Annotated in this window: 27 protein-coding genes; 8 read left to right on the top strand and 19 right to left on the bottom strand. The window is 68.4% G+C overall.

Going from position 1 to position 24,578, the window contains the following annotated elements:
- Positions 1-8: 8 nt before the first annotated feature.
- Positions 9-2,174, bottom strand: coding sequence for an EAL domain-containing protein (locus ACH413_RS14945; RefSeq protein ID WP_360040916.1), 2,166 nt, complete (start codon positions 2,172-2,174; stop codon positions 9-11).
- A 54-nt stretch (positions 2,175-2,228) separates the two neighbouring features.
- The gene (locus ACH413_RS14950) at positions 2,229-3,047 is read right to left on the bottom strand and encodes an SAM-dependent methyltransferase (RefSeq protein WP_360040913.1); all 819 of its coding nucleotides are present in this window, start codon (positions 3,045-3,047) and stop codon (positions 2,229-2,231) included.
- 89 nt (positions 3,048-3,136) lie between these two features.
- Here ACH413_RS14950 and ACH413_RS14955 point away from each other — a divergent pair, with 89 nt between their 5' ends.
- Entirely contained in the window at positions 3,137-3,985 is an 849-nt protein-coding gene (locus ACH413_RS14955; RefSeq protein ID WP_360040910.1) for a hypothetical protein, read from the top strand.
- An 850-nt stretch (positions 3,986-4,835) separates the two neighbouring features.
- Here the strand turns inward: ACH413_RS14955 and ACH413_RS14960 are convergent.
- Positions 4,836-5,738, bottom strand: a complete 903-nt coding sequence (locus ACH413_RS14960; protein ID WP_396424985.1) for a LysR family transcriptional regulator — start codon at positions 5,736-5,738, stop codon at positions 4,836-4,838.
- A 78-nt stretch (positions 5,739-5,816) separates the two neighbouring features.
- Between ACH413_RS14960 and ACH413_RS14965 the strand changes: the two genes are divergently transcribed.
- Together ACH413_RS14965 and ACH413_RS14970 are read left to right on the top strand one after the other, a co-directional pair.
- Positions 5,817-6,656 (top strand): aldo/keto reductase, encoded by an 840-nt coding sequence (locus ACH413_RS14965; RefSeq protein WP_360040905.1) that lies wholly within the window; start codon positions 5,817-5,819, stop codon positions 6,654-6,656.
- A gap of 42 nt (positions 6,657-6,698) precedes the next feature.
- Positions 6,699-7,490: a lysozyme gene (locus ACH413_RS14970; protein WP_360040902.1), complete on the top strand. Its 792-nt coding sequence runs from the start codon at positions 6,699-6,701 to the stop codon at positions 7,488-7,490.
- 39 nt (positions 7,491-7,529) lie between these two features.
- Here the strand turns inward: ACH413_RS14970 and purL are convergent, their stop codons facing one another.
- From purL to ACH413_RS14990, 4 genes are all read right to left on the bottom strand, one after another.
- Complete coding sequence (purL, locus tag ACH413_RS14975) at positions 7,530-9,782, bottom strand: phosphoribosylformylglycinamidine synthase subunit PurL (RefSeq protein ID WP_360040899.1); 2,253 nt, start codon at positions 9,780-9,782, stop codon at positions 7,530-7,532.
- On the bottom strand, positions 9,779-10,450 hold the full coding sequence (gene purQ / locus ACH413_RS14980) for a phosphoribosylformylglycinamidine synthase subunit PurQ (protein ID WP_360040897.1): 672 nt from the start codon (positions 10,448-10,450) through the stop codon (positions 9,779-9,781). Before purQ ends, purL begins: the two co-directional genes overlap by 4 nt.
- On the bottom strand, positions 10,447-10,686 hold the full coding sequence (gene purS, locus ACH413_RS14985; RefSeq protein WP_360040894.1) for a phosphoribosylformylglycinamidine synthase subunit PurS: 240 nt from the start codon (positions 10,684-10,686) through the stop codon (positions 10,447-10,449). The genes purQ and purS overlap by 4 nt, the downstream gene beginning before the upstream one ends.
- Positions 10,687-10,913: 227 nt before the next feature.
- Positions 10,914-11,459, bottom strand: coding sequence for a hypothetical protein (locus tag ACH413_RS14990; protein WP_360040891.1), 546 nt, complete (start codon positions 11,457-11,459; stop codon positions 10,914-10,916).
- A gap of 149 nt (positions 11,460-11,608) precedes the next feature.
- On the opposite strand from ACH413_RS14990, the gene ACH413_RS14995 reads away from it, so the two are divergent.
- On the top strand, positions 11,609-12,592 hold the full coding sequence (locus ACH413_RS14995) for an NAD-dependent epimerase/dehydratase family protein (protein ID WP_360040888.1): 984 nt from the start codon (positions 11,609-11,611) through the stop codon (positions 12,590-12,592).
- On the opposite strand, the gene ACH413_RS15000 is transcribed toward ACH413_RS14995, so the two are convergent.
- Positions 12,581-13,705, bottom strand: a complete 1,125-nt coding sequence (locus tag ACH413_RS15000; RefSeq protein WP_396424988.1) for a trypsin-like serine peptidase — start codon at positions 13,703-13,705, stop codon at positions 12,581-12,583. The two genes, ACH413_RS14995 and ACH413_RS15000, sit on opposite strands and share 12 nt — an antisense overlap.
- Positions 13,706-13,771: 66 nt before the next feature.
- On the opposite strand from ACH413_RS15000, the gene ACH413_RS15005 reads away from it, so the two are divergent.
- On the top strand, positions 13,772-14,395 hold the full coding sequence (locus tag ACH413_RS15005; RefSeq protein ID WP_360040882.1) for an MBL fold metallo-hydrolase: 624 nt from the start codon (positions 13,772-13,774) through the stop codon (positions 14,393-14,395).
- Here ACH413_RS15005 and ACH413_RS15010 read toward each other — a convergent pair.
- Complete coding sequence (locus tag ACH413_RS15010) at positions 14,358-15,008, bottom strand: DUF2334 domain-containing protein (RefSeq protein ID WP_360040879.1); 651 nt, start codon at positions 15,006-15,008, stop codon at positions 14,358-14,360. The two genes, ACH413_RS15005 and ACH413_RS15010, sit on opposite strands and share 38 nt — an antisense overlap.
- A gap of 50 nt (positions 15,009-15,058) precedes the next feature.
- Positions 15,059-15,934, bottom strand: coding sequence for a phosphoribosylaminoimidazolesuccinocarboxamide synthase (locus ACH413_RS15015; protein WP_360040877.1), 876 nt, complete (start codon positions 15,932-15,934; stop codon positions 15,059-15,061).
- Positions 15,935-16,023: 89 nt separating this feature from the next.
- On the opposite strand from ACH413_RS15015, the gene ACH413_RS15020 reads away from it, so the two are divergent.
- Positions 16,024-16,461: a hypothetical protein gene (locus ACH413_RS15020; protein WP_360040875.1), complete on the top strand. Its 438-nt coding sequence runs from the start codon at positions 16,024-16,026 to the stop codon at positions 16,459-16,461.
- Here the strand turns inward: ACH413_RS15020 and ACH413_RS15025 are convergent.
- The 7 genes from ACH413_RS15025 to ACH413_RS15055 are packed head-to-tail and all read right to left on the bottom strand — an operon-like array spanning position 16,458 to position 21,855.
- Positions 16,458-17,249, bottom strand: coding sequence for an MOSC domain-containing protein (locus ACH413_RS15025; protein ID WP_360040873.1), 792 nt, complete (start codon positions 17,247-17,249; stop codon positions 16,458-16,460). The two genes, ACH413_RS15020 and ACH413_RS15025, sit on opposite strands and share 4 nt — an antisense overlap.
- Positions 17,246-18,664: an adenylosuccinate lyase gene (purB, locus tag ACH413_RS15030; RefSeq protein WP_360040870.1), complete on the bottom strand. Its 1,419-nt coding sequence runs from the start codon at positions 18,662-18,664 to the stop codon at positions 17,246-17,248. Before purB ends, ACH413_RS15025 begins: the two co-directional genes overlap by 4 nt.
- 25 nt (positions 18,665-18,689) lie before the next feature.
- Complete coding sequence (locus ACH413_RS15035; protein ID WP_360040867.1) at positions 18,690-19,445, bottom strand: hypothetical protein; 756 nt, start codon at positions 19,443-19,445, stop codon at positions 18,690-18,692.
- Positions 19,442-19,975 (bottom strand): SigE family RNA polymerase sigma factor, encoded by a 534-nt coding sequence (locus ACH413_RS15040; RefSeq protein ID WP_093595697.1) that lies wholly within the window; start codon positions 19,973-19,975, stop codon positions 19,442-19,444. Before ACH413_RS15040 ends, ACH413_RS15035 begins: the two co-directional genes overlap by 4 nt.
- Before the next feature lie 57 nt (positions 19,976-20,032).
- Positions 20,033-20,614: a TetR family transcriptional regulator gene (locus ACH413_RS15045; RefSeq protein ID WP_360040864.1), complete on the bottom strand. Its 582-nt coding sequence runs from the start codon at positions 20,612-20,614 to the stop codon at positions 20,033-20,035.
- Positions 20,615-20,641: 27 nt separating this feature from the next.
- Positions 20,642-21,316 (bottom strand): hypothetical protein, encoded by a 675-nt coding sequence (locus tag ACH413_RS15050; protein WP_360040861.1) that lies wholly within the window; start codon positions 21,314-21,316, stop codon positions 20,642-20,644.
- A gap of 20 nt (positions 21,317-21,336) precedes the next feature.
- Positions 21,337-21,855: a SigE family RNA polymerase sigma factor gene (locus tag ACH413_RS15055; protein ID WP_093595689.1), complete on the bottom strand. Its 519-nt coding sequence runs from the start codon at positions 21,853-21,855 to the stop codon at positions 21,337-21,339.
- Positions 21,856-22,038: 183 nt separating this feature from the next.
- Here ACH413_RS15055 and ACH413_RS15060 point away from each other — a divergent pair, with 183 nt between their 5' ends.
- Positions 22,039-22,980, top strand: a complete 942-nt coding sequence (locus ACH413_RS15060; protein ID WP_396425010.1) for a threonine aldolase family protein — start codon at positions 22,039-22,041, stop codon at positions 22,978-22,980.
- Between the two features lies 1 nt (position 22,981).
- A complete protein-coding gene (locus tag ACH413_RS15065) occupies positions 22,982-23,578 on the top strand; it encodes an HAD-IA family hydrolase (RefSeq protein WP_360040858.1) in 597 nt (198 codons plus the stop codon).
- Here the strand turns inward: ACH413_RS15065 and ACH413_RS15070 are convergent.
- Positions 23,522-24,247, bottom strand: coding sequence for an ion channel (locus tag ACH413_RS15070; protein WP_360040855.1), 726 nt, complete (start codon positions 24,245-24,247; stop codon positions 23,522-23,524). The two genes, ACH413_RS15065 and ACH413_RS15070, sit on opposite strands and share 57 nt — an antisense overlap.
- A 38-nt stretch (positions 24,248-24,285) precedes the next feature.
- Positions 24,286-24,435, bottom strand: a complete 150-nt coding sequence (locus ACH413_RS15075) for a hypothetical protein (protein ID WP_166049133.1) — start codon at positions 24,433-24,435, stop codon at positions 24,286-24,288.
- Between the last annotated feature and the right edge of the window lie 143 nt (positions 24,436-24,578).

The following is a 24,578-nucleotide window of genomic DNA, read 5'->3' on the forward strand; positions in this document are numbered from 1 at the left end:
TCCCCGAGCTAGAGATCACCACGCAGGAGACTGTCGATGTTCTCCGGCGGACCGGGCCGGGCGAAGAACCAGCCCTGTCCCGTGTCACATCCCAGCCGGAGCAACCGCGCGGCCTGGGCAGGCGTCTCCACGCCCTCGGCCGTGACGCCCAACGACAACGCGTGCGCGAGCTGCACCAGCGTCGCCACGATCTGCGAGTCGACCGGGTCTTCCTCGTTCTCGGCCCGCAGCCCCTCCATGAACGAGCCGGCGATCTTCAGCTCGTGCACGGGCAGGTGCTTGAGGTAGGCCAGGTTCGAGTAGCCGGTGCCGAAGTCGTCGATCGCGATGCGCACACCCATGTCGCACAACGCCCGCAGCGCTTCCAGCGGCTCGTCGGCGGTGCCCATGATCGCCGACTCGGTGAGCTCCAGCTGCAGGTGGTGCGGCGGCAGCGCGCACTCGTCGAGGATCTGCTTCACGTCGCGGACCAGCTCGGGGTCGCGGGACTGCCGCACGGCCAGGTTCACCGACACGAACGGGGCCGCGTCGCCGAACTCCTCCAGCCAGCGCCGGGCCTCCTCGCACGCCTTGCGCAGCACCCACCGTCCCAAGGGGACGATCAGGCCGGTCTCCTCGGCCAGTTCGATGAACCGGTCCGGCGCGAGCCGCCCGAACTCCGGGTGCTGCCAGCGGACCAGGGCCTCGACACCGGTGACGGTGGAGTCCTCCAGGCGCACCAGCGGCTGGTACTCGACGTAGAACTCGCCGCGTTCCAACGCGCGCGGCATCGTGGCCGAAAGCGTGAACCGGGCGACCTCGCGGGCGTTGCGCTCCGGGTCGTACAGCGCCCAGCGCGCCTTGCCGTCGGCTTTGGCCCAGTACAGCGTGATGTCCGCGTCGCGCATCATGTCCGCCGACGTCGTGCCGGACAGCTGCCGTTCGACGATGCCGATCGACGCCGACACCGACAGCTCGTGGCCCGCGATGCGGATCGGCGCCTCCAGCTCGGTCAGCACCCGGCCCGCCACGTCGACGATGTCCTGCTCGCCGGACGAGCCCTCGACCAGGATCACGAACTCGTCGCCGCCCATGCGCGCGACCAGCTTGCCCTCGCCGGACACCGAGTGGTCGAGCCGGCGGCCGACCTCGACCAGCAGCTGATCCCCTATGTCGTGGCCCAGCGAGTCGTTGATGACCTTGAAACCGTCGAGGTCGAGGTAGCAGAGGCCGGCCCGGACGTGCTTGGCGCGGTTGTTGAACACGCGCCCGAGGCGTTCCAGGAACAGCGCCCGGTTCGGCAGGCCGGTCAGCGGGTCGTGCAGCGCCTGGTAGCGCAGCCGGTTCTGCAGCAGGTGGCGGTCGGTGACGTCCTCGATCATCGCGACCTGGTACTGCGGCTCGCCGTGGTCGTCGCGGACCAGCGACAACGTCAGGTGCGTCCACACCTGCTCGCCGTCGGCCCGGTGGAAGCGCTTCTCGGCCCGGTAGTGGTCGCACTCACCCGCGATGAGCTGGTCGTAGAGCCGCCACACGCTGCCCGCGTCCTCGGGGTGCATGAGGTCGCGCACGTTGTACTGGCGCATCTCCTCGACGCTGAACCCCAGCATGTCCTGCAGGGCCTGGTTGACGTCCAGGATCCGGCCGTCGATGGCCGCGATGCCGATGCCGATCGCGGCCTCGGTGAACATCGCGCGGAACCGGGCCTCCGAGGCCCGCAGCGCCGCCTCCGCCTGGTCGCGGGCGTCCAGCACGGCCGCCCTGATCGCCTCCTGCTCGGCGAGGGTGCGTTCGCGCAACGCGCGGGCGTATCCGGCGGCCAGCGCGCCCTGGAGAGCCGCCAGCCGGGACTGCAGCCGTTCGTCGCCGGGGAAGCCCAGCTCGCCCAGCAGGTCGTCGCCGAGCAGCTGGACGGTGCGGCCCAGCGTGTCGGTGCCGGTGAAGTGCGCGTCGACCAGCCGTGAGCCGATCTCGTAGCCGGGTGCCGTGCGGAACGGGCTCGCGAACAGCGCCTCGACGAGGAGCTCGGTGAGGTCCTGGAGGTGCTGGGCGACCTCGGCCCTGGTCATGGGCACGTAGCTCGACCCGATCACGGCCGTGGCCCAGCTGCGCGCGAACGCCTCGGCACCGGCCAGTACGGCCGGGTCCAAAGGAGAGCGGTCCTCACGCACCCGGTGGTCAACCCGATCGGTCATCTTCTCGGCCCTAACCCCACGAACGCGCAGCATACGGCCGGTCGCCGTCCGGAGTCATCTCTGCTCCTTCCGGCCCAGCGCGGCGAAGCCCGGGAAGCGCTTGCCGGACTCCCCGATGTCGGCAGGTGACTCCGGATGCCAGGCGGGCACCCTGACCACCCCGGGCTCGACCAAGGCGAACCCGTCGAACAGGCGGCCGAACTCCGACCTGTCGCGGAACGTCGTGCTCGTGACGTCGCGGTTGTAGATCTTGCGCGCCGCCCGTGACGCGTCCGTCTCCTCGTCCGCCTCGTAGCCCGCGTGGGAGAGCGCGAGGAAGCTGCCGGGAGCCAGGTGGTCGCGATAGCCGCCGATCATGCCCCAGGGGTCCTCGTCGTCGGACACGAAGTGCAGCAACGCGATCATCAGCACGGCGACCGGCTCGTCGAAGTCGAGCTGCTTGTCGACCTCGTCCGAGGCCAGCACGCTCGCCCAGTCGCGGACGTCGGCCTGCAGCACGCTCACGTGCCCGTTGCTGGTGAGGATCGAGCGGCTGTGCGCGACGGCGACCGGGTCGATGTCGACGTAGACGATCCGGGCGCCGGGGTCGGCGGCCTGCGCGATCTCGTGCACGTTGCCGACGGTCGGGATGCCGGAACCGAGGTCCAGGAACTGCCGGACGCCCTGGCCGAGCAGGTAGCGGACGGCCCTGCGCAGGAACGCCCGGTGGTTGAGGACGACGTCGCGGATCTCCGGCATCGTCTCCAGGGTCTTCTGGGCGACGGCCCTGTCCGCGGCGAAGTTGTGGGCGCCGCCGAGCCAGTAGTCGTACACGCGCGCGACACTCGGCCGTTCCAGGTCGATGTCCCCCGGGGCCCAGTTCGGCCGCTCCACCCGCTCACCCCACCCGCGTTCGTACCGTTCGCGCCCATCATGCACCCGCCGCTTGGCAGAATGCCGACCTCGTGAGGAAAAGTTTGCTGTTGTCGACCATTCTCGCGTCCATCGGCGTGTTTGTGCTGGTCGGCGGCGTGCTCCTGCTCTTGGACCCCGGCGCGCCCAAGCACGAGGCGATCAAGACGGGCGGTCTCGCGGGCGGTGCGATCGTCGCCCTCTACGCGTTGTGGCTGAACGACCGGCGCCGCAAGGTCGAGGAGGCGCGTCAGGAGATCGAGAGCCAGCGCATCGACCACGACAGGTCCCGCGTGGCCGACGAACGGTTCGCACGCGCCGTGGAGCTGCTGGGCCACGAGACGGCCCAGGTGCGCGTGGGCGCGATGCACGCGCTCGCCGGCCTCGCGAAGTCCAGGGTCGAGTACACGCAGACCGTGCTCGACATCCTCTGCGCGTACCTGCGCCAGCCGTACAAGAAGACGCGCAACGACCCGGAGGAGATCGAACTGGAGGTCCGGCTCACCTCGCAGCGGCTGATCGAGGACCTGCTGCCGCGGCTGGAGGTGAAGAACCCTCCGATCTACGACCTCAACCTCACCAAGGCGCACCTCGAGTTCATGGACCTGTCGTACCGGCAGGTCGGCGACCTCTACATCCGCGTCGCCCACTTCGAGGACTCCAACTCGTTCCACCACATGAAGATCCACGGCCACTTCTACGTCACCGAGGCCACGATGAACGGCCGCTTCCACATGCACCACACGGAGATCGTGGGCAGGGCCTGGTTCAGCAGGTTCAAGGCGCAGGGGATCGCCATCTTCACGGACACGAAGTTCGGCGGTGAGACCAAGTTCGCGAACTCGGAATGGGCTGAGGTGAAGGCCGACGGCTGTACGTTCGCCGTGCAACCCGATCTTCCCGAAGCGTGGAGGAACTGACGTGAAGTGGCTGGCCGCGGTGCTTTCCGCCGTCGTGGTGACCGGGGCGACCGCGGTTCTCCTCTACCTCGTCAAGGCCCCGCCCGTCGAGATCGTGAAGACGGCCGGTGTCGCCGGCGGTGCGATCATCGCGCTGTACGCGTTGTGGCTCAACGACCGCAAGCACTCACTGGAGAGCGAGAAGGTCGCCGACGAACGGTTCGCGCGCTCGGTCGAGATGCTCGGCAACGAGGCCGACCAGGTGCGGGTGGGGGCGATGCACTCGCTGGTGTGGCTGGCGAACTCGACGCCGCGCTACAAGCAGACCGTCCTCGACGTCCTGTGCGCCTACCTGCGCAGGCCCTTCCACCACCCGTCGTGGGACGAGAACGGCGCCGACCCGGACACCGTGTACGTCGAGTCCCCTGACGAGCAGCGGGAACAGCAGGTCCGGCGCACCGCGCAACGGCTGATCCGCGACCTGTTGTCCTGGGGCGACAAGAAGAAGATCTACTACGACCTCGACCTGACCGGTGCCTCGCTGGAGTACTTCGAGCTCGACGGGCGCCGGATCAAGAGGTTCATCGCGCGGCGGGCCCACTTCTACGGGATCACCCGGTTCCCGCGGGCCGACGTGCAGGGCACGACACTGTTCTCCGGCTCGACCTTCCACGGGCGGTTCGACCTGAGCTGGTCGAACTTCGAGGGAGGCATCGCGTTCAGCGAGGTGACCTTCAGGGGCCAGCTCGACGTGCGCGGCGCGAAGGTCGGGCGGTTCCTCGCACTCGTCGATCCCGCCCCCGCCGACCTGCGCGGAGAGCTGGAACTGCTGCCCGGCACCGCGTTGCGCACCACGTACGAGGGCTGGGTGCTAACTGGCGACGTGCTGCAGCCGGCCCGACCTCGCCTCGAAGACCATGTCGAGCAGGACGCCGGCGGCGGCTCCGACGGTGCCGGCGGTGACGACGACCGTTTCCGCGACGGGGACGTCTACGTCACCGCGAAGGCCGACGAAGTGCGCGCGTTCGGTCTTGACGGCGAAGGACTGCGGGACGAGGGCGACCCCGAGTCCGAACGCGACGAAGTCAAGAAGTGAGTGCACGTCGTTGACCTCGACGGCGACGTGCCGCTCGACCCCGGCCGCGGCCAGCGCGCGGTCGACCTCGTCGCGGGTGCCCCAGTCGGCGTTGAAGTCGACGAACGACTGACCCGCCAGCTCGTTCAGCCCCACTGATTCCCTGGTGGCGAAAGGACTTCCCGGCGCGCACGCGAGCACGAGCGGTTCACTGGCCAAAGTGGACGTTCGCAGGTCGTCGGCGATCTTCGGCTGCCGCGTGACGAACGCGAGGTCGAGGCGGCCCGCGCGGACGTCCTCGACCAGTTCGGCGTTGCCGGACTGCCGCATCCTGATCTCCACGCCGGGGTGCAGTTCGTGGAACCGCGCCAGCACGGCGGGCAGGTGCACCACGTGCAGGCACTGCAGGCTGCCGACGGACAACGTGCCGCGCAGCAGCCCCTGGACGGCGGCGACCGCGTCCCTGGCCGACTCGACGCTGCACAGCGCACGCCGGGCTTCCGGCAGCAGCGCCCGTCCGGCCTGGGTCAGCTCGACCTGACGGGTGGTGCGCAGGAACAGCGGCGCGCCGAGCTCGATCTCCAGCGCCCTGATCGACGCCGACAGCGCGGACTGGGTGACGTGCATCCGGCCTGCGGCCCTGGTGAAGTGGCAGTCCTCGGCGACCGCGATGAAGTACTGAAGCTGTCTGAGTTCCACGATTCATCACCGTCGTTGCTGAATGAGATCACTTCTCTGCGTTGGACAGCTTAATCGTCAGGGTCCAGAGTGGAGGACATGCAGAAGCGTCGCATCGGAGAAGTGGAAGTCAGCGCCATCGGCCTGGGCGGCATGCCCATCTCCGTCGAGGGGAGGCCGGAGCGCGCGCAGGCGATCGAGACCATTCACGCCGCGCTGGACGCGGGCGTGACGTTCATCGACACCGCCGACGCCTACTCGCTCGACGACACCGACTTCGGCCACAACGAGTCGCTCATCGCCGAGGGGCTGCGCGGCCGTTCCGAAGAGGTGTTCGTGGCGACCAAGGGCGGGCACACCCGCGTGCCGGGTGGCGGCTGGGAGCTCGACGGGCGCCCGGAGTACCTGTTCAAGGCCGTCGACGGGTCGTTGCAGCGGCTCGGCGTGGACCAGATCTTCCTCTACCAGTTCCACCGGCCGGACCCGAAGACGCCGATCGCGGAGTCGGTCGGGGCGTTGAAGGAGATCCTGGACAGCGGCAAGATCCGCTACGCGGGCGTCTCGAACTTCAACCCCGAGGAGATCGTGCTCGCCAACGAGATCCTCGGCGGACGGCTCGCGGCCGTGCAGAACCAGTTCTCGCCGTCGTTCCGATCGAGTGAGCCCGAACTGGAGCTGTGCGACAAGCTCGGCATCGCCTTCCTGCCGTGGAGCCCGTTCGGCGGGATCGGCAAGGCGGGCGCGCTGGCCGGTCCGTTCAAGGAGGTCGGCGAGGCCCACGGCGTGAGCGCCCACCAGGTCTGTCTCGCGTGGATGCTCGCGAAGTCCGAAGTGGTAGTCCCCATTCCGGGTGCTTCTCGCCCGGCGAGCATCTCGGATTCCGCCTCGGCCACCCACCTGGAGTTGTCCGCCGAGGAGTTGTCCCGCCTGGACGGGTGACCCCGGTAGCAAATTGCGACAAATGGTCGCACGATCTAACCCATGCGGACCTTGATCAGCATCGTGGCGATCGTCGCCGGCTTGACGCCGGCACCCGCGTCCGCGGCGCCCTTGCCCGAGGGCTCCGCGGACCACACCGCGGGATCCCAGATCCTCAAACACGAGGGAACGGGCATCCTTCGCGCGGACGAGTCTCCTCCCACCGACGGCAAAGTGCCCGGCATGGACGTGAGCAGTCACCAGGGCGACGTCGACTGGAAGTCCTCTTGGGACAAAGGCGCCCGGTTCTCCTACGTCAAGGCGACCGAGGGCGTCCACTACCGGAACCCGAAGTTCACCCAGCAGTACGACGGCTCCTACGGCATCGGCATGATCCGCGGCGCGTACCACTTCGCACTGCCGGACCGCGCGAACGGCGTGGCGCAGGCGAACTTCTTCGTGGACAACGGCGGCGGGTGGTCGGGCGACGGCAGGACGCTGCCGCCGGCGCTCGACATGGAGTACAACCCGTACGGCGAGACGTGCTACAACATGAACCAGACCGCGATGACGGCGTGGGTCAAGGAGTTCAGCGACACGGTCTTCGCCCGCACCAGGCGTTATCCGGCGATCTACACGTCCACGAGCTGGTGGAACAAGTGCGTCGGCGGCTCGGTGAAGTTCGGCGACACGAACCCGTTGTGGATCGCGCACTACACCTCGAAGCTCGGCGCGCTGCCGGTCGGCTTCGACTTCCACACGATCTGGCAGTGGCAGGCGGCCGGGCTCTTCCCCGGCGACCAGAACCTGTTCAACGGCCGGTTCGAGCAGCTGCAACGCATCGCCACGAGCTGAAGACGGCCCCGTCGCGGTGACGGGGCCATCTCACTCGTCCTAGTCGAACAGGGCCGGGAGGGTGCCCTCCCAGGCCTCGCGGAGCTCGTCCAGCGGGAGTTCGCCCAGGCCCTGGATCTCCAGGGCGTCCGACTCCGGGTCGACGACACCGACCTTGCGCCACGGCAGGCGGCGCGCGGTGCACATGTCGACGAAGCGCTGTTCCTCGGTGCGCGGCACGGCGACCAGCACGCGGCCGGCCGACTCGCTGAACAGCTGCACGAACAGGTCGCCCTCGAGGAAGACCCGCGCACCCACCTCGCCGATCAGGCACGTCTCGACCAGCGCCTGGGCCAGGCCGCCCTCGGAGAGGTCGTGCGCGGCGGAGACCATGCCGTCCCGCGAACCCGCGACCAGCACCTGGCTGAGTAGCTTCTCGCGCTGCAGATCCGCCTTCGGGGGCAGTCCGCCCAGGTGGCCGTGGACGTGGTGCGCCCACTCCGACCCGCCGAACTCGTCGCGCGTCTCGCCGAGCAGCAGCAGCGTCTCGCCGGCCTCGGCCCCGATCCCGGTCGGGATGCGGCGCCGCACGTCGTCGATCACGCCCAGCACGCCCACGACCGGCGTCGGCAGGATCGCCGTGGAGCCGGTCTGGTTGTAGAAGCTGACGTTGCCGCCGGTCACCGGGATGCCCAGCTCCGCGCAGCCGTCTGCGAGACCCTTCACGGCCTGCTCGAACTGCCACATGACCGCCGGGTCCTCCGGCGAGCCGAAGTTGAGGCAGTTGGTGACGGCGACCGGGGTGGCACCCGTGGCTGACACGTTCCGGTAGGCCTCGGCCAGCGCCAGCTTCGCGCCCTCGTACGGGTCGAGCTTCGTGTAGCGGCCGTTGCAGTCCGTGGAGAGCGCGACACCGCGGCCGGTCTCCTCGTCGATGCGAATCATGCCGCCGTCGCTGGGCTGCGCGAGGACCGTGCCGCCGCGGACGTACCGGTCGTACTGCTGGGTGACCCACTTCTTGGAGGCCAGGTTGGGGCTGGCCGCCATGGTCTTGATCAGTTCCAGCAGGTCGTCCGGCCGCGGGAGGCTGTCCGGCGTGTTCGCCTGCAGTTCGTCCTGGTCGGCGGGGCGTTCGATCGGCCGGTTGTAGACCGGGCCCTCGTGCGCCACCGTGCGCGGAGGCACGTCGACGACGACCTCGTCGTGGTAGGTGATGACCAGGCGGTCGCCTTCGGTCACCTCACCGATCTCGGTGGCGATGACGTCCCATTTCGCGCAGACGGCCAGGAAAGCCTCGACGTTGGCCGGCTCGACCACCGCGCACATGCGTTCCTGGGACTCGCTGGACAGGATCTCGGCCGGGGTCATTCCGGTGGCCCTGAGCGGCACGCGGTCGAGCCACACGTGCATGCCGCCGTCACCCGCGGACGCCAGTTCGCTCGTCGCGCAGGACAGGCCCGCGCCGCCGAGGTCCTGGATGCCCGCGACGATGCCCTTCTCGAAGAGCTCCAGCGAGCACTCGATCAGCACCTTCTCCGTGAAGGGGTCGCCGACCTGCACGCTCGGCAGCTTCTTGCGCTTGCCCGCGGAGTCGTCGAACGTCTCGCTCGCGAGGACGCTGACCCCGCCGATGCCGTCGAGGCCGGTGCGCGCGCCGTAGAGGATGACCTTGTTGCCGGTGCCGCTCGCGTGCGCGAGGTGCAGGTCCTCGACCCGCATCGCGCCGACGCACAGGGCGTTGACCAGCGGATTGCCCTGGTAGGACTCGTCGAACACGACCTCGCCGCCGATGTTCGGCAGGCCGAGGCAGTTCCCGTAGCCGCCGACACCTGCGACGATGCCGGGCAGCACGCGCCTGGTGTCCTCGGCGTCGGGCCTGCCGAACCGCAGCGGGTCCATGACGGCGAGCGGCCGCGCGCCCATCGCGAGGATGTCCCTGACGATGCCGCCCACGCCCGTCGCGGCGCCCTGGTAGGGCTCGACGTACGACGGGTGGTTGTGGCTCTCGACCTTGAACGTGACGGCCCAGCCGTCCCCGATGTCGACGACGCCGGCGTTCTCGCCGATGCCCGCGAGCATCTTGCTGCGCATCTCGTCGGTCGTGGTGTCGCCGAAGTACTTCAGGTGCACCTTGGACGACTTGTAGGAGCAGTGCTCGCTCCACATGACCGAGTACATCGCCAGTTCGGCGTCGGTCGGCCTGCGCTGGAGGATCTCCTTGATGCGCGCGTACTCGTCGTCCTTCAGGCCCAGCTCCTCGTAGGGCTGCTCCTGGTCGGGCGTCGCCTCGGCGTTCTTGACGGTGTCGATCACGCGTTCACCACCGTGTCGAGCAGGGACAGGAACACGCCCAGACCGTCGTCCGTGGGCCCGGTGAGCGCGTCGATGGCGTGCTCGGGGTGCGGCATGAGGCCGACGACGTTCCCCTTGGCGTTGGTGATGCCGGCGATGTTGTTGCGGCTGCCGTTCGGGTTGTCGCCGACGTACCGGAACACGACCCGTCCGTCGCCTTCGAGTTGTTCGAGTGTTCGGGCGTCGGCCTGGTAGCCGCCCTCGCCCGACTTCAGCGGCACGAGGATCTCGGCGTTCAGGTCGTACCGGCCGGTCCACGCCGTGGTGTTGTTCTCGACCTTCAGCCACTGGTCGCGGCACACGAAGTGCAGCTTGTGGTTGCGGGTGAGCGCTCCTGGCAGCAGGTGAGCCTCGGCGAGGATCTGGAAGCCGTTGCAGATGCCCAGAACCGGCATCCCCTTGTTCGCGGCCTCGATCACTTCCTGCATGACGGGCGCGAACCGCGCGATGGCACCGCACCGCAGATAGTCGCCGTACGAGAACCCACCGGGCACGACGACCGCGTCAACGCCCTTCAGGTCGTGATCCCCGTGCCACAACGGCACGGCTTCCCCGTCGGCGTACCGGACCGCCCGCTGCGCGTCGACGTCGTCGAGAGTGCCGGGGAAGGTGATGACACCGACCCTCATGCCTCGACCCTGCGCACGGTCCAGTCCTCGATCACGGGGTTCGCGAGGAAGGTCTCGGCGATCTTGGCGAGCGTGGCGTCGTCGACGTCGTCGGCGACCTCCAGCTCGAAGCGCTTGCCCTGACGGACGGAGAGGACACCCTGAAAGCCGAGACGAGGCAGCGCGTTCGCCACCGCCTGGCCTTGGGGGTCGAGAATTTCGGGCTTCGGCATGACGTCGACGACGACTCGGGCCACGACAGACTGCTCCCGGGTTCAGAGGGGCTGGCGGTACCTCGAGAGCCTATCTGACCTGTGCGTTCATCCTCCCGACACGTGTTCGGGGGCACATCGTCACCGGTCCACCTTCGGGTGAACGAGCTTGTCTCCACGAGAGGACTTGGTACAGTTGAGATCGCCGAGGCCCCGTAGGCCGAGGAAGTGAGCACGGTGCCCGTCCGGACGGTCGGCCGCCGTGCTTTGCGCTATCTGGACCATTTGTCCACGGCCGCATCCTTCGCCACGAGCGAGCGCACACGCCTCGCCCAGTCACCGCCGGCACCGTGACACCACGCCACCACGTCCGGGATCCAGAGCAGCTCGTCGTGCGCGCTGTCCAGGTGCTCATAGATCATCTTCGAGTGACTGGGCTGCTTGCCCAGCGTTGTGCGGATCGTCTGCGCGTCGTGGAGGTTGCGTTCCTCGCGACTGTCGAGCACCAGCCTCCGCACGTCGAGATCGATGAGATCGTTGATGAGCGCGATGAGGCACTCCTGGCGTGCCACTTCCTCTGCTGCGGAGCAGTCACAGGTGTAGATGTGCACAGTGGCGCCGATGGACACCAGCCTGGACACGATCAGCTTGCGCCGATCGGTCTTCTCCTTCTTGAAGTGAAGCTCTCGTTGACCGGGGAACAGCAACCGGCGCAGCGCCTTTCGCGTGCGCGCCAGGTCGCCGGGATCGACGAGGACAGCAGCCAGCAGGTACGTGTTGTTTCGCCGCGACTCGTCGACGAAGGCGTGCAGACTCACGAAACGTTCATCGGTCGCTTGCGAACACCAGTTCACCAACTCCAACTGATCGGGTCCGAACGACTCCGAAGTGGACCTATTCCAACGAGCTATTTCGCCGAAAGCGAGACCGGTGGCAGTCCGGCCCGATCGGACGGATGCTGGGGATCATGAAGATCCTCGTGCTCGGCGGAACCGTGTTCCTCAGCAAGGCCATCACGGCGGAGGCCGTCCGCCGCGGCCACGACGTGGTCTGCGCTGCCCGCGGTGCCTCCGGCGGGGTGCCCGAGGGAGCCACGCTCGTCCAGGTCGACAGGGACAGGCCCGGCGCGTTCGACGCGCTGGCCGGTGAGCAGTTCGACGCGGTGATCGACGTGTCGAAGTACTCGGTGAACTGGGTGCGGGACGCGCTCGAGGCGTTCGGGGCGACGACGCCGCACTGGACGTTCGTGTCCAGCATCTCCGTCTACGCGGACCACTCGACGGGTAGCGACGAGTTGTTGCCACCGCTGGAGGACGACCCGAACGAGGAGTTCACCTCGGAGCGGTACGGCAGCATCAAGGTCGCAAGCGAGAACGCGGTCAGAGAGGCCGTGGCCAGCCGCGAGTTCATCGTCAGGGCCGGGCTCATCACCGGGCCGAACGACCCGAGTGACCGGTTCGGGTACTGGCCCGCGCGGATGTCGCAGGGTGGGCGCGTGGTCGTGCCGGACAGCCCTGACCTGGGGTTCCAGCACATCGACGCGCGGGATCTGGCGCAGTGGATCGTGTTCGCGGCCGAGGAGCGCGTCACCGGCACGTACGACTCGACGGGGCCCGTCATGCCGTTCCAGATGGCCATGGGCGAGATCGCCGGGGCGACGGCGCCGGCCGGGACGCAGCTCGTGCCGGTGCCGGAGAGCCTGCTCAAGGAGCTGAAGATCAACCCGTGGGCCGGGCCGCGGTCGTTGCCGATGTGGCTGCCCCAGGCGTGGGCCAAGATGGTCGGCCGCGACGTCAGCAACGCGCTGGCCAACGGGTTGCGGACCAGGCCGCTGGCCGAGACCGCGCTCGACTCGCTGGAGTACGAGCGCGGCCTCGGGCTGGACAGGACCCGCCACGCCGGCCTGACGCCGGACGAGGAGGCGGAGATCCTCAGCGCGCTACAGCAGTGAGTTGATCTGCGCGGCGACGAGGTCGATGCGCACGCCCTGGTTCGGGCAGCCGCCGAAGTGGTGGAGCCCGATCACCTTGTGCGTGCGCCTCGACAGCACGGGTGAGCCGGACGAGCCGCCTTCGGTGTCGCACATGTAGCTGATGTCGGACTGCGACGAGCTGCCGTTCACCCGCACGGCACGCACGACGCAGTAGCCGCCGCCGTTGTTGTTGTCGCGCAACGACAGCTTCTTCAGCTTCCCGGCCGGGTGGCCGACGATGTACATCTCCTCACCCACGGCCGGAACGCGCGCGTCCAGTTCGAGGTAACCGAACGAGCTGATGGCCGCGAAGTTGTTCACGGTGAAGAGGGTGTAGTCCAGCGCGGCGTCGGTCTTGAGGACCTGGGCCGCCAGCACCTTGGTGACGGTGGCCGTGGCCGTGCCGCCGCAGGTCGGGCACTGGTAGTTGAACCACACCTCGATGCCGCTGACGCTGGTGAAGCAGTGGTTGTTCGTCAGCAGGCGGTTGTTCGGGCCGACGCGCCACGCCGTGCACAGCGAACTGCCGTTGCGCAGCAGCTTCGCCACGGACGCCGTCTTGCCCCACTCGGTGGGGTTGCTGGACTGGTAGCAGACCGCGTCCTTGTAGTCGTTCGTGCCGCAGATGCTCTGCACGGACGGCTGCGAGGACATCTCGGCCTCGGTGTAGCCACGCGTGAGCTTGTCGACCCGCACGCGCGACAGCGGGTTCGTCACCGAGACCACGGCGCGGTCGCCGGTGATCGACATGGCCCAGAAGCCGGATGCGTCGAGCGTGGCCGTCAGGGAGGCCTTCAGATCTCTCGTGTACGTGTACTTCTCGGTGCCGTCAGGGTTCGACACCGTGAGCACGTCGCCGGGCAGGATCCGCAGGTCCGTGAAATGCAGCTTCACGTAACCGGACCCCGGTCGTTCGATCAGCGTCGAACGATTCGCGCCACCCACGCGGACTGAGACGTTCTCCTCAGTTCCGATTTCCTGCGTCTGCGGCGACGAGGCCTCAGCAGGTGTAGAGGTGGTGGTAGCAGGGACGATGGACGTCATCGGCAGGGCAAGCGCCAGTGCCGTGAGGAGTTGCAGGGTTTTCCTCATGCCTTTTGATACTTCCGACGTCACCTGACTGTGTCAGCCCGCCAATCGTCGGTAATGGAGGAATCCATGCAAGTTGTCCATTTCGGTCATGCCTGCGTACTTCTCGACACCGGGACAACGCGCATCCTGATCGACCCCGGCACGTTCTCCACGGGGTTCGAGGACCTGACGGACCTGGACGCGGTGCTGGTCACGCACCAGCACTTCGACCACATCGACGCGGAGAAGCTGCCCGCGCTGCTCAAGGCGAACCCGCAGGCGCAGCTGATCGTCGACGAGGGCACGGCGCCCACGGTCGAAAATCCGACGGTCGCTCGACCGGGTGACGTGCTCAAGGTCGGCGACACGACGGTCAAGGTCACCGGCGGACAGCACGCGCTGATCCACGAGGACATCCCGATCGTGCCGAACGCCGCCTACGTGATCGGCGACGGCGCGTTCTACCACCCCGGCGACTCGCTGTTCGTGCCGGACGAGGACGTCGACGTGCTCGGACTGCCCGCCGGCGCGCCGTGGCTGCGCACCGGTGAGGCCGTCGACTTCATGCGCGCCGTGAAACCGCGTGTCGCCGTGCCGATCCACGAGAAGACACTCGCGAGCCCGCAGATGGCCGTCCGGTTCTTCGACCTGCTGAAGCCGGACGGCACCGAGGTCAGGCTGCTGACGCCAGGCGAGGAGACGGCAGTTTGACGTAGGTGGTCGGCGCGGCGTCGTGGGCGAGTGCGATGTCCACGGCGTCGAGCACGGCCTGCCGCGCACCGGGCCGGTGCAGGTCGCGCGCGTCCACGGTGATCCGGGTCAGGCCACCGCGGCGCGCGGACCTGGCGGCCGCGTAGACGAGCGCGAGCGACCGCAGCTCACCGAAGCTGGTGCGTTCGGTCAGCGCGTGCAGGCGGCCCAAGGTCGCCAGGCCGCTGCCGACCTCACGGACGGCGTGCGCGTCGGCGCAGCGCTGGAACTTGTGCTTGGCCAGCGCGATCAACGTCCCGGGTGACGCCACGCAACGCCGTGGCGCGAACGTGTCGGCGTTGAGCCCGATGGCGTCCATCTGCAGACGAGCACCCGTCAGCAACAACCCGGCTTCGTAGGCCGGCAGCCGCCGTTGACCGAGGCCGTGCAGCACGACGGCGTCGCCGTGCGAGGCGCGCTTCCGCACCCATTCCTGCGCCTTGCCGAGCTCGCGAGGTACTACGAGCAGCGACAACGGCACCTGCCGCGGATCAAGGGACGCGGCGAGATCAGCGCATCGGTCGAGTGTCTGCGGACCGATGCCGGACAGAGAGACCACGAGCTGTGAATGCACCGTATGAGTGCGCCATGCCGTGGTGACATCCGCGTGAAAGCGGCGCTAACTCACGCCAGCCAGTCGGCGAAAGACCGGCCGGTGAGCCGCTCGTACGCCTCGACGTACCGCTGTCGGGTCGCTTCGACGACGTCCGCAGGCAGCGCGGGCGGCGGGGCGTCGCTCTTGCGGTCCCAGCCGGACTCCGACGACGTCAGCCAGTCGCGCACGTACTGCTTGTCGAACGACGGCTGCACGCGACCGGGCTCGTAGCCCTCGGCCGGCCAGTAGCGCGACGAGTCCGGCGTGAAGACCTCGTCCGCGAGGATCAGCTCGCCGGAGGCGTCCAGCCCGAACTCGAACTTCGTGTCCGCGAGGATCAGGCCGCGAGTCAACGCGTACGCGCGCGCCTCGCTGTACAGCTCGATCGTCCGGTCGCGCAGCTTCGACGCCAGCTCGACGCCGTGCTTCTCGGCGATGACGTCGAACGACACGTTCTCGTCGTGCGCGCCGATCTCGGCCTTCGAGGCGGGCGTGAAGATCGGCGGGTCCAGTTCGGACGCCTCGACCAGCCCGGCCGGCAGCTCGATCCCGCACACCGCACCGGTCGCGGTGTAGTCGGCCATGCCCGAGCCCGTCAGGTATCCGCGCGCCACGCACTCGACGTCGACCATCCGCAGCTTGCGCACCAGCAACGCGCGACCGCGGACCTCGGCGGGGATGCGCGGGTCGTCGAAAGCGACCAGGTGGTTCGGGGCGAGCCGCTCGAACCAGAACACGCTCATCGCGGTGAGCACGCGCCCCTTGTCGGGGATCTCCGTGCTCAGGATGTGGTCGTACGCCGAGATGCGGTCGGACGCGACGAACAACAACAGCTCGTCGTCCACGTCGTACAGATCGCGAACCTTGCCGCGGGCGACGTGCTGGTAGTCAGCGAGCGTAGGCACGCTGGTCAGCCTACGTGGCCGAGTTTCGCAAACCGACGTACACCCCGGCACCACTACAGATCAAGGCAAAAGAAGCTTAAGGTGCACCCGTGCTCCCTAGAAAGGCCCTGTGGATCCCGGCTTTGGCAAGCTTGGGACTGCTCATCGTGCTGGGTGTGGCCGGGTGGAGCTTCGACTCCAGCCCCATTTCGTCGCCTGCCGCAGGAGGTTCGCTCACGTCGAGCACGCCCCAGCCGGTCTCGATCGTCCCGACCCCGGACGGTGTCGAGATCACGGTGAAGGGATCGTCCTCAGTGGCGACCACGACCACCACGACGAAGACCACGCAGCCGAAACCGCCACCAGCGCAGACTCCTCCCGCCGTGCAGCAGCCGACGACCACCGAGCCCCCGCAGCAGGGACTCCTGGTCAACGAAGGCGCGCGCTGCGATCCGGAAGGCGCGAACGGCATCGGCCTGCTCGGCGAGAAGCTGGTGTGCCGCAAGGATCCTCAGCGCGGTGACCGGCTGCGCTGGCAGAAGGCCTAAGCCCACTCCAGCACGTCGATCTTGTCGCCGACCGCGATGGCGCCGGTGCGCACGACCTGTGCCTTCATGCCGAACGTGACGCCGCCGTCGGGGTCACGCCGGTAGGTCGCCAGCGAACGAATCGGCTCCGGGCCGTCCTTCAGCCCGGTCTCCTGGTCGACCATCGGCACCGCGCACCGCACGCAGTCCTTGGCGTAGGCCAGTTCCACGTCACCGATCGCCGCGCGCCGCACCCGGTCCTCGGTGTGCGGTTCCGGCCAGCCGGACACGACCACGTTGGGGCGGAAGCGGTTCATCGGCACCGGGTCGCCGCCGCGTTCCAGGATGCGCTCGTTCAGGCCGTCCAATGAGGACAGCGAGAGCACCAGCAACGCGTTGCCGTCCGCGTACCCGACCAGTCCCGTCGTCTCGCCGGTCGTCTCGCGGCGCAGGTCCGGTGGCGTCCGCACGAGCCGCACGGACTTCCCCAGCGCGTCGGAGAAGTAGGCCGCGGCAGCGTCGCCCTGGTCGATTCCGGTGCCCTGCCATGTGTGCACGGCCACCGGAACCCGAGGCCCGTCAACGACGACCGGGAAGGATTCGCCGCCGATCGACAGCGAGGAGTCCACGAGGGACGGACGCAGCGCGGCCATCGCGGCGACCTTGCGCTGCGACAGGAACACTCCGTCGTCGTCGACCAGCATCATCATCCGGTCGCCGCGCAGTCCGGTGACGTCCACGACGGAGGATGCGACGGAGTGTCCGCCGCATCCCTTGACCGGGTGGACGATCAGGTCGGAAACGATCACAGAATGGGCTCCGGCTCGTAGGCCGGGTACTTGTCGACGACCGCGGCGACCTGCTCCACGATGGACGCGACCTGCGCCGACGCCACGCCGGTGAACGACAGGCGGTCGGCCAGCAGCGCGTCCAGGGCGGCCTTGTCGAGCGGCAGCCGCTCGTCCGCCGCGAGCCGGTCCAGCAGGTCGTTCTGCGCCAGGCCCTGCTCGCGCATCGCCAGCGCGACCGCCACCGCGTTCTCCTTGATGGCCTCGTGCGCGGTCTCCCGGCCGACACCCGCGCGCACAGCCGCCATCAGCACCTTCGTCGTGCCGAGGAACGGCAGGTAGCGGTCCAGTTCGCGGGCGACGACGGCCGGGTAGGCGCCGAACTCGTCCAGCACCGTCAGGAACGTCTCCAGCAGCCCGTCGAACGCGAAGAACGCGTCCGGCAGCGCGACCCGGCGGACCACCGAGCACGACACGTCGCCCTCGTTCCACTGGTCGCCCGCGAGCTCGCCGACCATCGACAGGTAGCCGCGCAGGATCACCGCGAAGCCGTTCACGCGCTCGCACGAGCGGGTGTTCATCTTGTGCGGCATCGCGCTGGACCCGACCTGGCCGGGCTTGAAGCCCTCGGTCACCAGCTCGTGGCCCGCCATGAGCCGGATCGTCTTCGCCACCGACGACGGCGCCGCGGCGAGCTGCACGAGCGTCGAGACGACGTCGAAGTCGAGCGAGCGCGGGTAGACCTGGCCGACGCTCGTGAGCACGCGCTCGAAGCCGAGGTGGCCCGCGACCGTGCGCTCCAGCTCCTCCAGCTTCTCGGGCGTGCCGAGCAGGTCGAGCATGTCCTGAGCGGTGCCGACCGGGCCCTTGATGCCGCGCAGCGGGTAGCGCGCGATCAGTTCGTCGAGACGGGAGAACGCGACCAGCAGCTCGTCGGCGCCCGTCGCGAAGCGCTTGCCCAGCGTCGTGGCCTGCGCGGCCACGTTGTGCGAACGGCCGGCCATGACGAGGTCGGAGTGCTCGGCCGCGAGGCGCGCGAGACGGCCGAGGACCGCGGCGGCCTTGGACCTGATCAGCTCCAGCGACCGCAGCACCTGCAGCTGCTCGACGTTCTCGGTCAGGTCGCGCGAGGTCATTCCCTTGTGGACCTGCTCGTGGCCCGCGAGCGCGTTGAACTCCTCGATGCGCGCCTTCACGTCGTGCCGCGTCACCCGTTCACGCGCGGCGATCGACTCCAGGTCGACCTGCTCCAGCACGCGCTCGTAGTCCTCGATCGCGGTCGCCGGGACGTCGATGCCCGCGGCCGCCTGCGCCCGCAGCACCGCGAGCCACAGCTGGCGCTCCAGCACGATCTTGTGCTCGGCCGACCAGAGCGTCGCGAGCGACGTGGAGGCATAGCGACCTGCGAGGACGTTGGCGATGCGGGGCTTCGTCACAGCGCAAGATTAGTGCACGCGCACCTCACTGCCAGGCGATGCCGGGGTCCGTGACCAGCTCTGTGAGGACCCCCACGCGCACCGGCACCGTCTGCCTCAGACCACTGCCCGTCGCCGGGTTGTAGTTGTGACTGGTGATGCGCACGACGTATCCGCTCTGGAACACGCGCACGACCTCCGCCCTGGCGATCTCCGGCGTCCCGTCGTTGAACTCGGCCTCGGTGACGACCGACCCGTCCTCCTGCTGGACGTCCTTGCAGAGGGTGGCGCCGGAGCAGAAGCTCTTCGTCGAGAACCCCTGACCGCCGGCTTCCAGGCGCAGCGAGGTCGGCCCGATCGGGTCGGTCAGGTAGAGGTATCCGGAGAACTCCGGGTCGCCCGGCCTGCGCGCCGGGCTCGACGTCGCGTACGGGGGATAGACGACCATGCCGGGACCGAACGACGCCGAGATGTCCTTGAGGTTCGTCACCGTCCCCCCTAGCTTGTCGGCCATCTTGTCGCCGATGCGCTGGGCCTTCTTCTCCACCGACTGGCTGGGCGGCGTGGACGAGTTCGTCGTGGTCTCGGCGCCGAGCTGGCTGTCGCGGTCACGAGGCAGCAGGCCGGGCAGCGCCAGCGACGCGACGGCGATCACCGCCGTAGCCACGCCCACAGCGACCAGCGCTCGTCGACGACTTTTTTTCTGCTCGACCCGCCTGATCAGGGTGTCGGGGTCGAAGTCGAGCGGCGGCTCGTCCCAGACGGCCAGCAGCATTCCCTCGCGGATCTCCTGCTCACTCACGACGCGACCCTCCCCGAACTGTTGTCGAGCTTCTCCACGATGGTGCGCAGTGTCGCGAGACCGCGCGCCGTCTGGCTTTTGACCGTTCCCTCGGTGCACCCCATGGCCACCGCCACCTCGGCGACCGACAGGTCCTCGAAGTACCGCAGGACGAGCACCGCCCGTTGCCTCGGGGGTACCTGCAACAGCGCGGTGTGAACCAGTTCGCGCGCCCACAGTTTCGCGCTGGTCGTGTCGGGATCCACGGTGGCGTCCGCGGCGTCGGGCAGCTCCCCGTCACGCTGCTCGGCTCTGCGCCACGGCCTGCGCTTCTCGTCCAGCCAGGTGCGCAGCAGCACCTTGCGGGCGTACGCGATCAGGTTGTCGAGGTCCTTGATGCGCTTCCACGCCACGTACATCTTCATGAGGCTCGACTGCATCAGGTCTTCAGCTGTGTGCCAGTCGCCACAGAAGAGATACGCAGTACGTCGCAAAGACGCGGCATTGGCTGCCGCGAATTCGCGAAAGCCCTGTTCATCGGCCTTGCGCATGCGTTCCCCTCTCGCGTCCTCAACCAGGGGAACGCATGGGAGGAACGCGAGGTTGCATCAGGCGTGACGCGAAAGAGCCGAACGGAGCATCCTGGCCGCCACGCCACGAGGGTCCGACTTCAGTTCGATGAACGAGTTGACCACGGATCCGTCCACCAACGCGATCAACTCCTCGACCCGGTCGCTCCCGATGTCCCGGCCTGAGCGGGCGAAGACGTCGGCGATCAGCTCGCGCAGTTCGGTCGACAGCACCCGCATCAACGGCCGCAGGTACGGGCGGCGACCGGTCGCGACGAGGCGTTCGTAGCGCAGCAGCACGGCCTCGATGTCGGTCGCGTCCTCGCCGACCAGCAGGTCGAGCATGAACTCGACGAGCACGTCGTCGGTCGTCTGCTCGGGCAGCGACGAGAGCCGTTGCCGGAAGCTCGCGAGCTCGCTGCGGCCGTGGAACTCGACGGCCGCGATGATCAGCTCGTCCAGCGAGTCGAAGTAGTACGTGGTCGACGCGAGCGGCAGACCTGCGCGTTCGGCGACCGCGCGGTGCCGGACCGCGTCGAACCCGCCCTCCGCGAACAGGCCTGACGCGGCCTCCACGAGCGCCTGCCGCCTGCGCTCACCCTTGGGAGTTGCTGCCGTCATAGTCGAGCCAGAGTACTGGGCGGACGATCAGAACTTGGGGGCCAGTGCGTCCGCGAACCGCTTGGCCTGGCCTTTCAGCGCCCCGTCGCCCTGGGTGAACACGTAGAGGTCCTGGCCCTGGGCGGTCTTCACCTTCTCCGCACCGGCGGGCGCGTCGAACGGCTGCGGCGTGACGATCGCGGTGATCGTCAACCCGTCGATCTTGAACGCGACCGAGCGCGCGTCGGGCGGACAGCTCTCCGTGGGTGCCACGGCGAAGTCCGGTGAGACCGAAAGCTCGTCGGCGAGGGCGTCAGCGAGCTCTCGGTCCACACCTGCGCAGCCCTGCACTGCGCTTTCACTGGCCGAAGGGCCAGTGCTTCCCGGCGTCTGCCCGTCCCCCTGCGTGGACTGGCTTTGACCGGAGAAGCCTGTAGGCGGTATCGCCTCGAGTGCGGTCATCGGGGATTCTGCCGCGTTGTCACGGTTCTGCCCAGAACCCGCGGTGTTCAAACTGCTCGAGTCCTGGCTCACCCAGGTGTTGGCGGCGAGAACACCGCCGAAACCGAGCACGACGACCAGGGTGGTGCCGGCCGCGATCGAGTTGCGCCTGCGCAGCGTGGCGCGGCGCGAAGCCGTGCGGACGTCGCCCGCGTCGAAGGACGCCGGTGGTGCGTCCTGTGCTGCGTCGCGGAACAGGTCCGCGAGCTTCTGCTCGTCCATCTACGTCCTCCTCTCGCTGGTCACGACGCCGGTCGCAGGTCGTCGATGGCGTCGCCCAGAGCTTCCCTGAGCGCTGCCAGTCCGCGCGCGGTCTGACTCTTCACAGTTCCTTCCGAGCACTTCAGCGCCTCGGCCGTGGCCGTGACGTCGAGGCCCTCGAGGAACCTGAGCACGAGCACGGCCCGTTGCCTCGGCGGGACTCTGCGCAGGCCCTTCAGCAACGCCTCGCGGGTCGCGACCGTCTCGCCGATCTCGTTGTCCGTCGTCGGCGACTCGGGCATCTCGTCGGTGAACTTCTCGCGACGCCACGGACGGCGTGACTCGTCGATCACCGCGCGCACGACGGTGCGTCGGACGTAGGCGTCGAGAGCCTGCTTGTCCCGAATCTTCCGCCACCTCCTGTGCACCGCTACGAAGGCCGTCTGCGCGAAGTCGTCAGCGCGGTGCCAGTCGCCGCACAGCAGGTATGCCGTTCGGCGCACAGCCTCACGGCGAGCCACGAAGTACTCCGCGAACTCCTGCTCGTCGCGCTGATCCACGCGGACTGCTCTCCGCTCGTTCCTCGAGTTGCACTGACTGGACGGAAACTGAGGCACCAACGGTTGCACGAACCATCGGCGAGAGCTACATCACCCCCTTGGTCGTTCACCGGATGTGATGTGATCGAGCTCGTGACCCCCATCGACCTGCGCTCGGACACCGTCACCCAGCCCGACGAGGCCATGCGCCGCGCGATGGCGGAGGCCGAGGTCGGCGACGACGTGCTGGACCACGACCCGACCATGGCCGCTCTGGAGGAGCGGGTCGCCTCGTTGCTCGGCGTCGAGGCCGCGCTGTGGGTTCCCTCCGGGTCCATGGGCAATCTCATCGCCTTGTTCCTGCACCTGGAGCGCGGTGACCGGTTCCTGGCTCCGCTGGGCGCGCACGTGCTCGACGCCGAACTCGGGACGGCCGCGTGGCTGGCCGGCGGGATGCCGCACGCCCTGCCCGTCGTGTCCGCGGAGACCGTGATCGCCGCAGGTGGCGGTGAGTCTCCTTATTACGGGCTGCGGACCACGTTGTTGTGCCTGGAGAACACGCACAACGCGTCCGGCGGCACGGTGACCTCGGTCGATGAGCACACTTCGCTGGTGGCGGCCGCTCGGTCGATCGGGCTGGCGGTGCACCTCGACGGGGCCCGGCTGTGGAACGCGTCCGTGGCTCTCGGGGTGTCGCCCGCGGTCCTGGCCTCCGGGGTGGACACCGTTCAGGTGTGCCTGTCGAAGGGGCTCGGGGCGCCGGTCGGATCGGTGGTCGCCGGCTCCGCGTCGTTCGTCGTCGAGGCCCGGCGGGTGCGGAAGATGCTGGGTGGCGGAGTGCGGCAGGGCGGGGTGCTGGCGGCGGCGGGTCTAGTCGCCCTCGACCGGATCAATCGATTGGCCGACGATCATTCCAACGCTGATGTACTTGCTTCCGGACTGCGGTCGCTGGGCTGGGAGGTGGCCGAGCCCGCCACGAACATCGTGCTGGCGTCGGTGCCCGACCTGGACAAGACGCTGCTGTCGTTGCGCGAGGTCGGGGTTTTCGCCAGTCCCATGTCAGGCAAGGTTCGGTTCGTGACGCACGGCGACGTGGACTCGTCCGACATCGCCGAGGTGTTGCGCCGGCTTCGAGAGGACGTCTGAGATGCGCTGGATCGTGTTCGACTTCGGCGAGGTGATCAGCCAGCGGAACCCGGCGCGGCCCGCGATGGCGGCGAAGCTCGGGGTGACACTGGAGGCTTTCGAAACGGCGTACTGGGACCGCGACGCGTACGACCGCGGCGGGTCGGACGCCGACTACTGGGCGCGGATCGGCTCTTCTCTGGGGCTGACCCTCGACGACGCCCTGGTCCGCGAGCTGACCGCCATGGACAACGCGGGCTGGCTCGACGACCCGGTGGTGGAGACCGTCGCGTTGATCGAGGACCTGGCGGCGCTCGGCGTGCCGCTGGCGTTGCTGTCGAACGCGCCGTCGACGTTCGGGCGACTGGCGGAGAAGGTGCCGTGGGCCAAGCACTTCCGGCACCTGGTCTTCTCCGGTGACCTCGGCTGCGCGAAGCCGGACGCGGCGATCTGGAAGCACACGTCGGACGTGATCGGTTCGTCGGACGTGATCTTCTTCGACGACCGCCTGTCCAATGTGGAGGGCGCACTGATCGCGGGCTGGGACGCGCGACTGTGGACGTCAGCCGCTGTGGCGCGTGCCGAGCTCCTTGCGGAGTTCAGCGAGCTCGGCGCGTAGGTTCCGCAGCTCCTGCGCGGTCTCGAGCTCGGCTTCCTCGACACCGCGCAGCTTCTCCACGAGCCAGCTGGCGATCGTGCCGGTGATGACACCGAGCAGCGCGATGCCACCGACCATCAACAACCCCGCGACCAGCCGCCCCTCACCCGTGACGGGGTAGCGGTCGCCGTACCCGACCGTCGACATGGTGGTCAGCGTCCACCACAGCGCGTCACCGAACGTGGTGATGCTGGCGTTTTCCGCGTGCCTTTCGGCGTCCAGCACCGCGAGGCTCGCGCAAAACGCGACGATAATCGTCACGCCCGCGACGTAAATGCTGACCCTTTGCCTGATCTTGTGCTGGAACTTCTTGTTCAGCAACGTGAGGACGGTGATCAACCGAAGCACCCGCAGCTGCCGCACCATCGGCAAGACAACCGCGGCAAGATCGAAAAGGTGCGTTTTCAGGAACTTCCACTTGTTCTGCGCCAACGTGATCCGCGTGACGAAGTCGGCCGCGAACAAGACCCAGACCAGCCACAACGCGATCTCCAGGGGCACGTGCATGGCCCCGTGATCATCGAGAACCTGCCACGCGTAGGCCCCGAGGAACACCGCGGCGAGTGCCGTCAACGGCCACTCGACCTTTCGCTCCCACCGCTCGAGGCGGGCCTCGTTGGCTAACAACACCGCCCCATGGTGAGCGGTGCGTAGTCATTAATCCAGAGTCATCGCTTGGATTTGATCGCACCGTAAGCCGCGGTGCCTGCGAGGAGTAGTCCTCCAATCACAGCGAGCCAGAAAAGGCCTTTCACGACGGCCCCGACGACGGCCAGCACGATCCAGATCGCCACCAGCCACCCGATGATCGCCCACATAGGACTCCCCTTCCTCCACCCCGTGAACGTCCGGCCGCCCGGTTTTGTTGCTCGCCCGGCCCTGCTCGCCCGGCCCTGCTCGCCCGGCCCTGCTCGCCCGGCCCTGCTCGCCCGGCCCTGCTCGCCCGGCCCTGCTCGCCCGG

The sequence above is a fragment of the Lentzea sp. NPDC020367 genome (genome assembly GCF_044387305.1).
GTDB lineage: Bacteria > Actinomycetota > Actinomycetes > Mycobacteriales > Pseudonocardiaceae > Lentzea.